The sequence below is a fragment of the Blautia sp. MCC283 genome, assembly GCF_018785565.1.
In the GTDB taxonomy this organism is placed as follows: domain Bacteria; phylum Bacillota; class Clostridia; order Lachnospirales; family Lachnospiraceae; genus Blautia_A.
Window position 1 is genome coordinate 24,789 of record NZ_WQQB01000028.1, and the last position, 14,430, is coordinate 39,218.

Here is a 14,430-nt window from a genome sequence, read left to right on the forward strand (position 1 = left end):
AATCCGCTTCGCTACGTAGCTCTACACCAAATAACTGCTCCGCAGTTTATCAGGAGGAGCTTGCACTCCTCCTGATACAAGCAAGTCCCCACCCACTGCTTATTGCTTTTCGCAACCCCGCAGGGGACTTACTTGATTTGGTTTAATTTACAGTTATGCTGTTCCTGATTATACCTGTCCTTTTTCTCCAGTGCAAGAAATTTTTGTCCATACACCGGTACGTTCAAAGTCTGCCGCTGCATTTCCCGCATTTTTCACAAGCTTTGGATCATATCCCAGCATATCCAGAAGACGGATGGCATTTCGTGTTGTTGCCCTTCCCGGTTGGAGGAGATAATTAAACACCACTTCCTGTTCCCTGACTTCCTCTTCGAAATGATAATTTGTATAAATTTCATCCAGAATATAGGAAAGCTCAATATCATGGGTTGCCGCAAAAGAAAGCAGCCAGTTTCCCCGAAGTGCATTTAAGATCTGTGAGGAAGCCGCAATCCTCTCAATGGTGTTGGTTCCCCGGAGAACTTCATCGATCACACAGAGCAGCGGTTCTTTTTTCCGGCTTTCATCCAGGATCCGTTTCAGGGAACGAATCTCTACGATGAAATAACTTTCACCGCTGCTGATATCGTCCCTCAGAGCCATGGAAGTCATTACCTTCAGAAATGGTGCCCGACAGGAGGTTGCTGTGCAGGTGTGGATAGTCTGCGCAAGAATGCTGTTGATCGCCACATTTTTCAGAAATGTGGATTTGCCGGAAGCGTTGGAACCGGTAACCAGGGTGCATCCCGTTGCAATGATACTGTTTGCCACCGGATTTCTGATCAGCGGATGGTAGAGATCTTCTGTTTTAAGCTGCACCGCCGTATCCGATTCTTCTGTCCACGGGACAAATTCCGGTATACACCAGAGTTTCAGTGTCCGGCGAAAAGAAGCTACGGAAATCAAAGCATCCAGTTCTCCGATATTATCAATCAGCAGCATGATCGTATCGGCCTTATCTTTTATTTCCTTTAATACGGAATTGTATGCCAGAATATCCACATGAAATACCATCCGCACATAACTCATCAGTAATTGGAAAGGGTCCCCGGAATCTGCATTTTTTCCGGTAATCAGAATGGCTTTTTTTCGGAAACGTCGGAATTCCTTTTTTCCTTCCGCAATCACTTCCATCTGTTTTCTGGCTTCCGGATATTTCACGATCTGCATCTGGTCTGCCGCTTCCAGCATTTTCAGAAGATGGTTAAAGCAGTCCATATAGGTTTCAATAACTTTCTGCCCTGCACTGGCATAATAAATTGAGATATTGGCGATCATCAGACACATAAACACCAGAAAGCCCACCATCGGATACAATGGAAGCAGCACAAAAATACTCAAAAGGAGTGCTGCCAGCATCAGAATATGGATTTTCATATTGATCACCGGTGCATCATTGAGGGCAAGAACTGTATCCGCCAGAGAACCAAGCCTTGTCTTCCCGATGGAAGCCAGGATCAGCTGAAGATCTGTCCGTTCCTTTTCATGGGTATCAAAAAAATGGATCAGTTTCTCACGTTCTTCCAGTTTTTCTTTGTTGAAAACAGGTCTTCGAAGCATATTATAGAGCACGTCTTCTCCAGGTGAGGAAACCGTCTGATTGATCTGTATAAAAATCCGATCCATATCCAGGTCGTTCCAGGTAATATCATCAATATAAAATTTCCCGTTTTCTTTTCTGCGAAAATAGTGGGAGATACGCTCCAGATCATCCGGAGAGTATTCTCTTTCCGGGATTTTTCCAAAAATTCTCTTTATTCTGTTCTTTTGTGCTTTTTTCCACTTATGGTTGTTCCATGCCATCAGGATAATAAACAGTACAACGATTCCTGCTGCCCACAGGATCACCTGTAAATATGGATGCATATTTTTCCCTCCCTGTGTCTATGATAAAAAAAGCCCCTGTCAGCAGCTGTACTGCTGCTGACAGGGATAATGTATCATTATACCCAGTCTACAAAAAATGTATGATCTTTATAAACTTCGTATTTAACCTTGCTGAAAGTTAACGGTTGTTTTTTGAAAGAACTGTTCATCATAAAATACATATAATTAAAATCTTTCTGTTTAAATCCGGTCAGAGTTCTTGATTTCCCGTTCTTGACATAATTATTGAAAATCGTCATTGCTTTTTTTGCTGCCTGATATGCAAGAGTGCGGTTCTCAAAATTGCCGTTAAGACGTTTCAGAAGAGCTCCGTCACGAACTACAGAATATTGCGGATAAGTACCATTTACCATGCTTTCGTAAATTACACCGCGAACTGTGGAAGGAAACTCTTTATCTTTTTTAATTGTACGGTTAAGAACACAAAGTGCTACTGCTTCCATTCCAATCTTTCCCTGGTCTCCTGCTTCGGATTCACATAATGCAGCCAGAAGTGCTTCGTCTGTTGTCTTACCGTTAGCAATTCCCGGATGAGTCTTGTATTCTTTCACCATTGTGTAATATCTGGAATTCTGAGTGTCATAAACTTTTACGTTTCCATTACTCAGATTCTGATTTGAATGGCTTGTCTTAACAGTAGCTACACCTGTCGAAGAAATTGTATAAGTAACTCCACTGACGGTTACTGTTGTACTGACAGCCATAGAACCATCTGTTTTAAAATAATATTTCTTTCCATCAATAGTTTTAAGTCCGGTAGCCATAGAACCGTTACTGGTAGAAAAATAGTATTTCTTTCCGCTGATGCGCCTCCATCCGGTAGTCATATATCCGGTTTCAGGATCAAAATAATAGCTGATATTTTTGGATGTATTTTTCAGCCAGCCGGTAGCCATTACACCGGAAGTGCTGTGAAAATACCGTTTCTGGCCTTTGCTGTTTTTTAACCAGCCAGTAGCCATGATACCTTCGCCACTTGTAAAATAGTATTTCTTACCTTTACTGTTTTTCATCCAGCCTCTGGTCAGTTTACCTGTTTTTGGATTAAAATATCGTTTCCGCTTCCTGGAATCTGTCAGCCAGCCAGTTACCATAGCTCCCTTCTGACTGGTAAAATAATAAGTCTTTTGGCCATTTACGTTTAGCCAGCCCTTAACCTGAACACCTGTAGTTTTATTAAAATAGTATTTATATTTTCCAAGTGTCAGCCAGCCTTTTTGTTTGCTGCCGTCGCTTTTTATGTAGTATGTTTTTCCTCCAACTGTCTTAAAACCGGCAGTTGCTGCCTGTACTTCAGTTGCAGAATGTGAAAAAAAAGCGCAGCCGGCCAGAAGTAAACATACCAGCATCAGTCCCTTCATCCACTGTCTTGCTCTGAGATTTTTCATAATTTTCCCCATTTCTTTATGCCCGATAACAAAATATCAGTTCTGTTTCAAAAATTACAAAAGTGTTACATTGTGTTTATTATATCGTAACGAATAAATACTGTCAACTTTTTTGTAACCAGGGACATCTCCTACCCATATGATGAAGTGTAAACAAAATTCTGGAGGACTTATCGATGAGTGACTTAGCGGCTACAAATTGCGGTTGTAATGACTGCGGGTGTGATTCCGGATGTGGCAATAACTGCGGATGTAATAACAACGGCTGCGGATGCGGCAATAACTGTGGCTGTGGCGGATGGGGAACTTCCCTGTTTGGCGGCGGAAACAGCTGCTCCTGCATTCTCTGGATCATCTGCCTTCTGTGCTGCTGCGGCAATAACGGATGCGGTAATAACAATGGCAGTTGCAATGACAGCTGCTGGATCATCATCCTTCTTCTGCTCTGCTGCGGAAATAATGGATGTGGCTGCAACAACTGCTGTTAAAAAGATTCGCAGAAAGGGCAGAGGTTACTTCCTCTGCCCTTTCTGCCGGTGTTTTTTTGCGGCTTCCTGTTTCTTCTTTTTTTCTTCCAGACACTTCAGATCTATCTCATAAAAAGCATTCCCATCAATCACAAGCCTTTGCTTTTTTTCTGATTCCATAGTTTTCTCCCGAAAATAAATTCTTCCATTTATAATATGAAACTTTTTGTATTTCTGTCATATTCTTTCACGAAGAAACATAGATTTCATGAAAAAGGACTTTTTTATGGAACAGGATTTTGTTGCCAGAACTGCACTTGATGAGATGGTAGAAAGTGACCGGAATCAAATGCTGAAAGCCATGATTCCATATTTACCTGCCTCTGGCCAGCAGTTTCTGTCTATGTATGCAAAAACTCAGGAATTGATCAATACCATGACCCTCTTCAAAAATCGCAAAAATTATCCGGATATGCAGGCAGCCAGTCTTTCCATGTCTGATCCGATGGAAATACTTCAGGATATCCGAAGATGCTGCGGTGGTGAAAAACGCAGACAGATCGACCAGATTACAAATCTTATAGCTGTCATGCAAATGATAAAAATTATGAATGAGGAACCGTCAGGAGGTGAAAATCCATGAGTGATGACTGGAAAAACAATCCAAAGCTTTCCCAAATGGATCCGCAGAAACTTTCCATGCTTCAGAATCTGGCTGATCAGGGACTTGGGAAAAATCCTTCTGAACTGATGCCGTTTATTATGGGCGCAGCTTCTCAGGGAAAAAATGCGGGATTAAATTTTAGCTCTGATGAAATCTCTGCGATTATTGAAGTGCTTAAGATAGGAAAAAGTCCCACGGAAATCGCCCGGCTTGACCGTATTGTAAATCTGATGAAAATGATACGCCATTAACAACCCTGTGATCCCGGAACAGCGCCTTTTCTGTTCCGGGAATTTTCTGTCTTATATTCCTTTTCCCATCTGTCTGAATATAATCTGCAAAAATCCGACATATCTATAGATTCTATCGCATAATTCATAGAACATATTCTCTATTTTTGTGATATTTTTTTATCATTTTCACTTCCTTCTTATATCAGTATATGGTATACTTGTCCATGAAATGAATGATATGCAAAATAGGATTTTATGCGTCAAGTGTTTGGCGAATGGGGAGTTGTCGCCAGAACGAAAAGTACGTCTTACGGTATGAAATCCGCACCCGTTGCAGCAATATAAGAGAATATCTCATATTGTGTAGGGCTTTTTCGACATACGTTCTATTACAATTGGAGATATCTTTTTTTATGCGCAAAAATAAAAGAGACGGTCTCCGAAAAACGTGATTTTTTTAACAAATGGAGGTTGTTATTTATGGTAGACAAAGCAAAAGTTGAAGAGGCGATCAAGCTTCTTCTCGAAGGAATCGGCGAAGATGTAGACAGAGAGGGACTGCAGGGAACTCCGGAACGTATTGCCCGCATGTGCGAGGAAATTTATGGCGGACTTGACAACGAGGCGGACGAATATCTTCAGAAACAGTTCCATGTAGAAAACAACGAAATGGTCCTGGAAAAAGATATTACCTTTTATTCCATGTGCGAACATCATCTTATGCCGTTTTACGGAAAAGCTCATATCGCATATATCCCAAATGGCAAGGTTACCGGCTTAAGCAAGCTGGCCCGTACCGTTGATGTGTACGCGAGAAGACCTCAGATCCAGGAACGTCTGACTGTGCAGATCGCAGATGCCCTGGAACGTGTTCTCGCTCCAAAAGGAATCATGGTAATGCTGGAGGCGGAGCATACCTGCATGACCATGCGTGGGATCAAAAAGCCGGGAAGCAAAACGGTTACGACTGTCACCAGAGGTGAATTCAAAGAAAATATGGAGCTCCAGAAACAGTTCCTTGCTATGGTTAAGGACTGATGGACAGAGTAAATCAGATCTGGAATCATCCGATCTATCAGAATGAGCTTAATAAGCTTCAGCTTCTGGAGACTGACCGTGAATTCTGCAGACATACACCGGAGCATTTTCTGGATGTGGCACGCCTTGCCTATATCCGGGCACTTGAGGAAAATGCTCCGGTTTCAAAGGAACTGATCTACTGTACTGCCCTTCTTCATGATATCGGACGGGCCAGACAGTATGAAGATGGCACTCCTCATGATGAGGCCGGTGCTGCTATCGCCGGGCAGATCTTAAACGAGCTTGGATTTTCTATGGAAGAAATTGAAGCGATCGTTTCGGCAATACGTGGTCACAGAGCTCAGACGGATCAGACAGTTCTTGGAAAACTGCTCTATACTGCGGACAAAAGATCCAGAAACTGTTTTTCCTGTAAAGCAGAGCCGGAATGTTACTGGTCTCCTGCCAAAAAAAATATGACGATCCAATATTAGGAGGTTTTTTCATGAAAATCGGAAATCGTGAGTTTGATGTAAAAAACAAAACATACATTATGGGTATCTTAAATGTCACACCGGATTCTTTCTCAGACGGTGGAAAATGGAACGACATGGACCATGCCCTGAAACATACAGAAACTATGATTGCTGAGGGTGCTGACATTCTGGATATCGGTGGAGAATCCACCCGTCCGGGCCATACACCGGTTGGCGCTCAGGAAGAAATCGAGCGTGTACTCCCTGTTATCGAGGCTGTAAAAAGCCGTTTTGATATCCCGATCTCTGTAGATACATATAAGGGATGCGTTGCGGAGGAATCCCTGAAACACGGAGCAGACCTCATCAACGATATCTGGGGACTGAAATATGATCCGGAAATGGCTCCTGTCATTGCAAAATATCAGGCTCCCTGCTGTCTGATGCACAACAAAGATAATACAGAATATAACAACTTTATCGTGGATATGCTGGCAGAAACACAGGAATGTGTCAATATCGCCAAACGTGCAGGTATTGCCGACGACAAGATCATCCTTGATCCAGGTGTGGGATTTGGTAAAACATACGAGATGAACCTGATGACAATGGATAATCTGGAGCTTTTCCAGAAACTGGGATATCCGGTACTTCTTGGTACTTCCAGAAAATCCATGATCGGACTTGCCCTTGATCTTCCGGTGGATCAGCGTGTGGAGGGAACTCTTGCCACATCCGTGATCGGTGTTATGAAAGGCTGTGCGTTCGTCCGTGTTCATGATATCAAAGAAAACAAGCGTGTCATCCAGATGACAGAAGCCATTCTGGGACGCTAGGAGGAACCGATGGATAAAATCGAAATCAGAGATCTTGAGATTTTTGCAAACCATGGTGTATTTCCGGAAGAAACTGCTCTTGGACAGAAATTTGTTGTTTCTGCTGTTATGTATACAGAGACACGTCCGGCAGGGCTGGCAGATGATCTTTCTGCTTCCATCAATTATGGGGAAGTCAGTCATATGATCACCGATTTTCTTCAGAAAAACACTTACAAACTTCTGGAGGCTGCTGTGGAGAATCTGGCAGAGCTGCTGCTGCTTTCTCTTCCGCTTCTTAAAAAGATCACCCTTCGTATTGAAAAGCCCTGGGCTCCGGTAGGCCTTCCACTGAAAACCGTTGCTGTGGAAATTACCCGAGGCTGGCATACAGCTTATGTTGCTTTTGGTTCCAATATGGGGGATAAGAAGAAATACCTGGACAATGCGATCCAGGGGCTTCGGGATATGAAAGAGATCGTTGTTGAGAAAGTTTCGGAGTATCTTGTGACAGAGCCTTATGGCGGTGTGGAGCAGGATGAATTTCTCAATGGAGCTTTAAGAGTCCGGACTTTGCTTTGTCCGGAGGAGCTTCTTGACAGGCTGCATGTGCTGGAGCAGGCTGCGGATCGGAAGCGGATCATACATTGGGGGCCACGGACACTGGATCTGGATATCTTGTTTTATGATAATGAGATCATTGATACGGAGGTATTGCATGTGCCTCATATTGATATGGAGAATCGGGATTTTGTGTTGAAGCCTATGGTGGAGATTGCACCGTATTTGCGGCATCCGGTGTTGAATTTAACAATGGAGCAGTTGTTAAAAAAGCTGCTTGAAAATGCATAATAATCTAATTTTATTGCAATTTGGAAGTTGTGAAAAGCGTGGGGAAGGGAAGCATTCGTAGTTGCGAAGGCCATTTCCCTTCCCCACACCCCTTCCCTCCGGCCACGCTTAGAACATTTTGGCTGTGTGACTTTATTTAATTATAAATAAAAAAAGATGACAAGCCCGATACAGATGTCTTGGCTACAATCTGTATCGGGCTTGTTTTGTTTGAGTGTAAGTTATTGAATAAAATCCTTAATTCTTTATTTCTGGTTTACCAGATCGAATTCGTCGGTGATCTCTTTGGATGGGGCTTTGGTGAGGAGGCTGACGATGATGTTTGCTGCGATGGCTACCATGAAGGCGGGGAGGAGTTCGTAGATTCCCCAGGCGCCGCCGAGTTTGCTGATTCCGTATTTCCAGATGAATACCATGGAACCGCCGCAGATCATTCCTGCCAGGGCTCCCTGCCAGTTGGAGCGTCTCCAGAATAATGCCAGGAGGACTACAGGGCCGAATACGGCTCCGAAACCTGCCCAGGCGAAGGATACGATGGTGAAGACGGAACTGTTCGGGTCACGGGCGATGAACATAGCTACTACTGCGATCAGAAGAAGTGTGATCTTATCCGCTACCATGCTTTCTTTTTTGGTTTCTTTATCCTTCAGGATGCTTCCGAGAAGGTCGGAAGAAACTGCTGAAGATGCTGCCAGAAGCTGGGAATCTGCAGTTGACATGGTAGATGCCAAGATTCCTGCGAGGATAAGTCCTGCAAGGATCGCTGCGATCACACCGTGCTGGCTGAGAAGATTTGCAATCTGAACGATGATGGTCTCAGATGCGGAACCTTCCAGAAGATCAAACTCTCCTGCTGCTGTCATTCCAAGTCCTACCACACCGATCAGTACTGCTACTGCCAGTGAGATCACTACCCATGTAGTTGCCACTCTTCTGGAAAGTGTAAGTTTCTCTTCATCTTCAATCGCCATGAAACGAAGAAGAATATGTGGCATTCCGAAATATCCAAGTCCCCATGCAAGCATGGAAATAATGTTAAGCAGTGGATATGCCTGTTCTGTTCCGGTTGTGGGATCATATGTAGTAAACATAGTCAGATATCCCGGCAGGGATCTTGCATGGTCTGCAACTGCCTCAATACCACCGGCAGTGCTGATCCCGAATACGAATACGATCACAAGTGCGATGGACATGATGATACTCTGGATAAAGTCTGTAGTAGATGCTGCCAGGAATCCTCCCAGTGTAGTATAGCCAACGATAACCAATGCACTGATAATCATAGCCGGCAGATATTTTACGCCAAAGAGACTTGCAAAAAGTTTACCACAGGCTGCAAATCCGGAAGCTGTATACGGAATAAAAAAGATTACGATAAAAATCGCTCCGATGGACTGCAGGATCTTCTTCTCATCTCTGTAACGGTTACTGAAAAAGGATGGCAGTGTAATGGAGTTTCCTGCCACATGTGTGTAGCGGCGGATTCTTTTTGCCACGATCCTCCAGTTTACGTATGTTCCGATGGCAAGGCCAATGGCTGTCCAGCCTGCGTCTGCAATACCGGTAAGATAAGCAAGTCCCGGTAATCCCATCAGAAGCCAGCTGCTCATGTCAGAAGCCTCTGCACTCATGGCTGTTACCAGAGGTCCAAGTTTTCTTCCTCCCAGATAGAAATCAGAACTGTCATTGTTGTTCTTGGAACACAGATAACCCACAAAGATCATTGCACCCAGGTAGACGATAATGGCTGCCATTATACAAATATGTGCTGTTGTCAAGAATAGTTCTCTCCCTTCATTTATCTATGTATGTTTTCACATATTTATAGATTTTATTATATTAACTTAAGAAAGTAAAGAGGATTTTCCATTTTTTTGAATAAAAATGTCTTTTATACGAAGAAAAAGGGCTGAACCCATAAGACAGCCCAGCTCTTTTCCAAAATTTCTGTTTAGTTTTCCTCAATACGCTTCTGCACATCTTCCACTGTGTACGCTTCTGTCAGTGCTTTCAGATCATCCGGTGTGGTATCTGTACTGTAAGCTTTGATAACTTTCATCAGATCCGCACAGCTGTATGCATTTTCGTAAATATCCTGTGTATATCCGTAAAGCTCATTGAAGGTATCTTTATCGGATGCGCTCCAGAATCCCTGATACAGACGAACAGTATTGCTATCTGCATCATCGGTGTTTGCCTCCGGATGACCGGACATTGCATTGTACAGGATCGCAAATGCAGGACCGCCCATGGATGCATATTTTCCTGCAATGTAATCAATCTTCGGATTACCAAAAGAATCGTTATCATTGATCTCATCATGATTTTCCATGGAGAAGCAGTCAACAGCTCCGACCTTGATATTGGAGCCCTGCTCTTCTTCCTTGGAAGTAATCGTCTTCATGATCTCATCTACATTGAAGGTACAGAGAACTGCATCATAATTTCTATCTACAAAAGCATGTTTCAGGTTATTGATTCCTTTCGGATCTGTCATATATCCAGGGCAGATGGTAATGCTGACATCATCCTTTCCTGCATCTACAACCGTTGTTTTCTCAGATGACGCAAGTTTTTCAACATCCTCCGAATAAGTCAGTCCTTCTTTTTCAGCCAGTCCTTCCAGAACACCAATGGTTCTCTGAAGGTGCATGTAGTTTCCTGCGGAAGAACCACCGGTCAGCACAATATAACTGCTGGTATCTGCATCTGCAAAATAATCTGCCATATTGTAGCCGGCTTCATAATCTGCCTTTGCATCCGGTCCTACACTTCCAAGAAAATACGGGCTGGTTTTTACCTTGTCATAATCTTCATCGCTGATACTTCCGGAACCAAGAACATAATACATTTCTTCTTCATCACAGGCTTCTACAATCTTCTGAATATCCTGTCCATAAAAAGAAATGATTCCGCTTACGCCCTGCAGCTTCATTGCGCGGATAAAATTGATCTCGTCCTCTGCAGAATTAATGCTGCCTGAAAAATAGAACTTTACCGGAAATCCCTGCTGGATATATTCTCTGTAATAGTTCATAAACATGTTCATTTCCGGGCTGTTCTGATTATATACTACAACACCTATTGTATATTGAACATCTCTGTCTTCCACAGCAGCGGAAACTTTTTTCCCGCCAACTGCAAAAACGGCAAGCAACAACAGCAGAATGCCCATTACTTTAAAGTTTTTTAATGTCATACTGTTTTTTGCCTTTCTTTATTTCTCAGTTACATAATGGCAGGCTACTTCATGTCCGGACTCTACCTCTGTAAGCACCGGACGGATCGTCTTACATTTCTCCATGCAGTGCTCACAGCGATTCTGGAACGGGCAGCCATGAGGAACATCCAGAGGGCTTGGAGCCTCACTTTCAATACTCTCGATCTTTTTGTTCTGATCCATATGAATGGAAAACTGAGCGCCAAGAAGAGCCTGTGTATATGGATGAAGAGATTTTTCTGCAACATCCTCTCCTGGAATTACCTCCACGATATTTCCAAGATACATTACCGCGATCTGATGAGCAAAAGAACGGATCAGCGCCAGGTCATGGCAGATAAAGAGCATGCTGATGTTTTTCTCCTTCTGGAGACGTACCAGCAGCTGGATCACGGACTCCTGTACAGAAACGTCAAGTGCAGAAGTCGCCTCATCACACACCAGGATCTCCGGTTCCAGGGAAAGTGCACGTGCAATACTGATACGCTGTCTCTGACCACCACTCATGTTATGAGGATAGCGGTCTACAAAATCTCCGGGAAGTTCTACCATTTTCAGAAGTTCTCTGGCTTTGGCTTCTTTTTCGCTTCTTTTCAGTTTCCCGTAATTGATCAGCGGCTCTGTAAGAATATCCACGATCTTCATTTTCGGGTCAAAAGATGCCAGTGGATCCTGGAATACCATCTGCATATTCTGACGGTTCAGCCAGGTTTCTTTCTTGGAAAGATTGGAGAGATTTTTTCCATGATAAAGGATCTCGCCACTGGTCGGCTTGTCAAGAGAGATGACCATACGGACAAAGGTGGATTTACCACAGCCACTCTCTCCTACGATTCCCAGAGTCTTTCCTTTATAAACATTCAAGTTCACATCATTGCAGGCTGTCAATGTTCTGCCACCGGAAGCCGGGAACTGTTTTACGATATGTTTTGCACTGAGCACGATATCGGATTCCTTAAACATAACGCTGTCCCTCCATTTCCGGCACTGCAGCCAGCAGTTTCTTTGTATAGTCACTGGTCGGATGATTCATGACTTCATCACGTGTTCCCTGATCCACAACTTTTCCGTGCTGCATAACAACCAGCTGATCGGCCATATAAGCCGCTACACCAATGTTATGGGTAACGATGATGATGCCGGTTCCGAAATCATCACGGAGCTCCATCATCTGGCGTACGATCTGTGCCTGCGTGGTTACATCCAGGGCACTGGTCGGCTCATCTGCAAGAAGCAGTTCCGGGTTAAAAGTCATAGCCATGGCAATACCAACTCGCTGGCGCATACCACCGGAAAGCTGGTGAGGATAACTTTTCATGATATTTTCCGCGTCTGGAAGACGCATTTTCTGAAGCATGGAGCAGCCTTTTTTCCATGCTTCTGCTTTGGATACGTCAGTATGTGTACAAATATACTCCACATACTGGCTTCCGATCTTGCGGATCGGATTCAGGGTTCCACCACAATCCTGAAAAATCATGGAAATGCGGGTACCTCTTAAATTTCTCCATTCATCCTTGGTATTGGAAAGCAGGGAATGTCCGTTGAACTGAATATCACCGGCACTGACCCGGCCACCCCCGGCAAGAGCGCCGAGGACAGCACGGATCACGGTTGTTTTTCCACTTCCACTCTCTCCTACAACACTGATGATCTCACCCTTCTTCATGGAAAGATTGAAATGCTCAATGGTAGGTGCCTGCTTTCCGTACTGAACAGAAAGATCCTTGATTTCAAGCATAAATAAACGCTCCTTTACTCGGCAAGAGTGATATCCTTTGTCAGCCAGTAGTAATCCATCGGATACATCTTAACTCCAGTTACTTTCTTATTGGAGAAGAGATAAGTTGTCTCATAACCGAAGAATACAGTTGCTGCATCATCCATAATATCCTGCTGGATGTCGATGATCAGATCTTTTCTTGCATCCTCATCGAATGTCTGAGCAAGCTCATCAAGAAGCTTATCTACATCCGGATTGTTGTATCCTGCAGTATTGTTTGCGGAAGAGCTGTACCAGTTCTCTCTTAAGTAGTTCTCCGGATCACCTGTGTTGGCAACCAGTACGTTCCAGATCAGAAGGTCATACTGACCGGAATCTCTCATGTCAAGAAGTGTCTCATAACTTACAGTATTCAGGTTTACATTGATACCGATCTCTTTCAGGCTGGCCTGTGCTGCCTGTGCGTATACACCAAGCTCTGCACGGCTTGTGTAAATAACGAAATCAAGAACAAGCGGATCTCCGTCCGGAGTCTCTACAAATCCGTCACCGTCAACATCTTTGTATCCAGCTTCCTCAAGAATCTTCTTTGCGCCATCCGGATCGTAAGCATTCTCATCTTTCAGATCATCAAATCCAAAGTCAAGTGTTGGCGGAACCGGTGCTTTACCAGCTGTTGCACCACCCTCAAGAAGAGTGTTACAGTATGTCTCTTTGTCAAGTCCGCGGAGAAGTGCCTGACGAAGTGCCTTGTCGCTGAGTGCATGATCCTCGTTCTGGTTCATGAACGCATAGGTGGAACGAAGAGACTGAAGTTCCTGAATATCATAGTTGTCATTTCCCTCGAACTCAACCAGGTTCTCTGTTTTCAGGTTGTAAGCGATATCGATCTCACCTGTCTGAAGAGCCATGGAACGTGTTGTCTGGTCATCCACACATTTCAGTGTAACTTTGTCAAGGGGAACTTCGCCATCCCAGTAGTTCTCATTCTTTACTACAACACAGGAGTCTGTCGGGCTGAAAGACTCTACTGCGTAAGGTCCTGTACAGATCGGTCCTTCCATTGCAAATGTGGAATCATCGACATTTGTATCAACAATGAGGAACAGCGGGTCTGCAAGGCAGCCAGCCATGTTTGCGTTAGCTCTGTTCAGGTGGAAAATCAGGTTCTGTCCGTCAACTTCGATGTTATCAAGATCAAAGAACTCCGGAACTCGGTCGCTCTTCTCGGCAGTACGCTCGATGGAAGCTTTTACCATCTCCGGTGTCATGTCATCACCGTTGGAGAATTTTACGCCCTCACGGATCTTGAATGTCCATGTTTTTCCATCTTCGCTGTTATCCCACTCTTCTGCAAGACATGGAACGATCTCACCGTGCTCATCGAATTTTGTAAGGCACTCACCGATCGCATAACGGGATACAACCCAGCTGAAATACTGCTCTGTCGGCTCCAGTGTATCTGCAAAGCTTGTTACTCCGATGGTGATCTCCTTATCACTTTTTTTGTCACCTTTTGCCTGAGCCACTGTTGTCATGGAAAAAGTCATCATGCATGCAAGTGTAGCAGCCAGCACTTTTTTAACTACGTTATTTCTCATTTCATCCTCCTAAAGATAAATAATACTGATCATATGGTGTTGGTT

15 protein-coding genes and 1 riboswitch are annotated in these 14,430 nt (G+C 43.9%); of the genes, 7 read left to right on the plus strand and 8 right to left on the minus strand.

From position 1 onward, the window contains the following. Positions 1 to 168 precede the first annotated feature (168 nt). Together GPK81_RS09540 and GPK81_RS09545 are read right to left on the minus strand one after the other, a co-directional pair. A complete protein-coding gene (locus GPK81_RS09540; protein ID WP_215706948.1) occupies positions 169 to 1,905 on the minus strand; it encodes a MutS-related protein in 1,737 nt (578 codons plus the stop codon). Between the two features lie 77 nt (positions 1,906 to 1,982). After that, a complete protein-coding gene (locus tag GPK81_RS09545) occupies positions 1,983 to 3,314 on the minus strand; it encodes a cell wall hydrolase (RefSeq protein ID WP_243003864.1) in 1,332 nt (443 codons plus the stop codon). A 176-nt stretch (positions 3,315 to 3,490) separates the two neighbouring features. Between GPK81_RS09545 and GPK81_RS09550 the strand changes: the two genes are divergently transcribed. Beyond that, positions 3,491 to 3,802, plus strand: a complete 312-nt coding sequence (locus tag GPK81_RS09550) for a hypothetical protein (RefSeq protein WP_215706949.1) — start codon at positions 3,491 to 3,493, stop codon at positions 3,800 to 3,802. A 24-nt stretch (positions 3,803 to 3,826) separates the two neighbouring features. On the opposite strand, the gene GPK81_RS18160 is transcribed toward GPK81_RS09550, so the two are convergent. Then, a complete protein-coding gene (locus tag GPK81_RS18160; RefSeq protein ID WP_021976439.1) occupies positions 3,827 to 3,961 on the minus strand; it encodes a hypothetical protein in 135 nt (44 codons plus the stop codon). A gap of 106 nt (positions 3,962 to 4,067) precedes the next feature. On the opposite strand from GPK81_RS18160, the gene GPK81_RS09555 reads away from it, so the two are divergent. The 6 genes from GPK81_RS09555 (at position 4,068) to folK (ending at position 7,841) form a co-directional block, all read left to right on the plus strand. Further along, positions 4,068 to 4,424: a hypothetical protein gene (locus GPK81_RS09555; protein ID WP_021976438.1), complete on the plus strand. Its 357-nt coding sequence runs from the start codon at positions 4,068 to 4,070 to the stop codon at positions 4,422 to 4,424. Continuing rightward, a complete protein-coding gene (locus GPK81_RS09560) occupies positions 4,421 to 4,696 on the plus strand; it encodes a hypothetical protein (RefSeq protein WP_021976437.1) in 276 nt (91 codons plus the stop codon). Before GPK81_RS09555 ends, GPK81_RS09560 begins: the two co-directional genes overlap by 4 nt. Before the next feature lie 221 nt (positions 4,697 to 4,917). After that, positions 4,918 to 5,014, plus strand: a riboswitch (THF riboswitch). Positions 5,015 to 5,158: 144 nt separating this feature from the next. Beyond that, the gene (gene folE / locus GPK81_RS09565; RefSeq protein WP_021976436.1) at positions 5,159 to 5,716 is read left to right on the plus strand and encodes a GTP cyclohydrolase I FolE; all 558 of its coding nucleotides are present in this window, start codon (positions 5,159 to 5,161) and stop codon (positions 5,714 to 5,716) included. Beyond that, entirely contained in the window at positions 5,716 to 6,192 is a 477-nt protein-coding gene (locus GPK81_RS09570; RefSeq protein ID WP_118071432.1) for an HD domain-containing protein, read from the plus strand. Before folE ends, GPK81_RS09570 begins: the two co-directional genes overlap by 1 nt. 11 nt (positions 6,193 to 6,203) lie before the next feature. After that, the gene (gene folP / locus GPK81_RS09575; protein WP_173761674.1) at positions 6,204 to 7,010 is read left to right on the plus strand and encodes a dihydropteroate synthase; all 807 of its coding nucleotides are present in this window, start codon (positions 6,204 to 6,206) and stop codon (positions 7,008 to 7,010) included. Between the two features lie 9 nt (positions 7,011 to 7,019). Further along, positions 7,020 to 7,841 carry a 2-amino-4-hydroxy-6-hydroxymethyldihydropteridine diphosphokinase gene (gene folK, locus GPK81_RS09580; protein WP_021976433.1) on the plus strand — a complete coding sequence of 274 codons (822 nt, stop codon included), beginning with the start codon at positions 7,020 to 7,022 and terminating at the stop codon, positions 7,839 to 7,841. A gap of 245 nt (positions 7,842 to 8,086) precedes the next feature. Here the strand turns inward: folK and putP are convergent, their stop codons facing one another. The 5 genes from putP to GPK81_RS09605 form a co-directional block, all read right to left on the minus strand. Beyond that, on the minus strand, positions 8,087 to 9,595 hold the full coding sequence (putP, locus tag GPK81_RS09585) for a sodium/proline symporter PutP (protein ID WP_178087509.1): 1,509 nt from the start codon (positions 9,593 to 9,595) through the stop codon (positions 8,087 to 8,089). A gap of 197 nt (positions 9,596 to 9,792) precedes the next feature. After that, the gene (locus GPK81_RS09590) at positions 9,793 to 11,040 is read right to left on the minus strand and encodes a hypothetical protein (RefSeq protein ID WP_118071434.1); all 1,248 of its coding nucleotides are present in this window, start codon (positions 11,038 to 11,040) and stop codon (positions 9,793 to 9,795) included. An 18-nt stretch (positions 11,041 to 11,058) separates the two neighbouring features. After that, positions 11,059 to 12,024 carry an ABC transporter ATP-binding protein gene (locus tag GPK81_RS09595; protein WP_021976430.1) on the minus strand — a complete coding sequence of 322 codons (966 nt, stop codon included), beginning with the start codon at positions 12,022 to 12,024 and terminating at the stop codon, positions 11,059 to 11,061. Continuing rightward, on the minus strand, positions 12,017 to 12,802 hold the full coding sequence (locus GPK81_RS09600) for an ABC transporter ATP-binding protein (RefSeq protein WP_021976429.1): 786 nt from the start codon (positions 12,800 to 12,802) through the stop codon (positions 12,017 to 12,019). The genes GPK81_RS09595 and GPK81_RS09600 overlap by 8 nt, the downstream gene beginning before the upstream one ends. A gap of 14 nt (positions 12,803 to 12,816) precedes the next feature. Further along, positions 12,817 to 14,385 carry an ABC transporter substrate-binding protein gene (locus GPK81_RS09605; RefSeq protein ID WP_118071436.1) on the minus strand — a complete coding sequence of 523 codons (1,569 nt, stop codon included), beginning with the start codon at positions 14,383 to 14,385 and terminating at the stop codon, positions 12,817 to 12,819. Between the last annotated feature and the right edge of the window lie 45 nt (positions 14,386 to 14,430).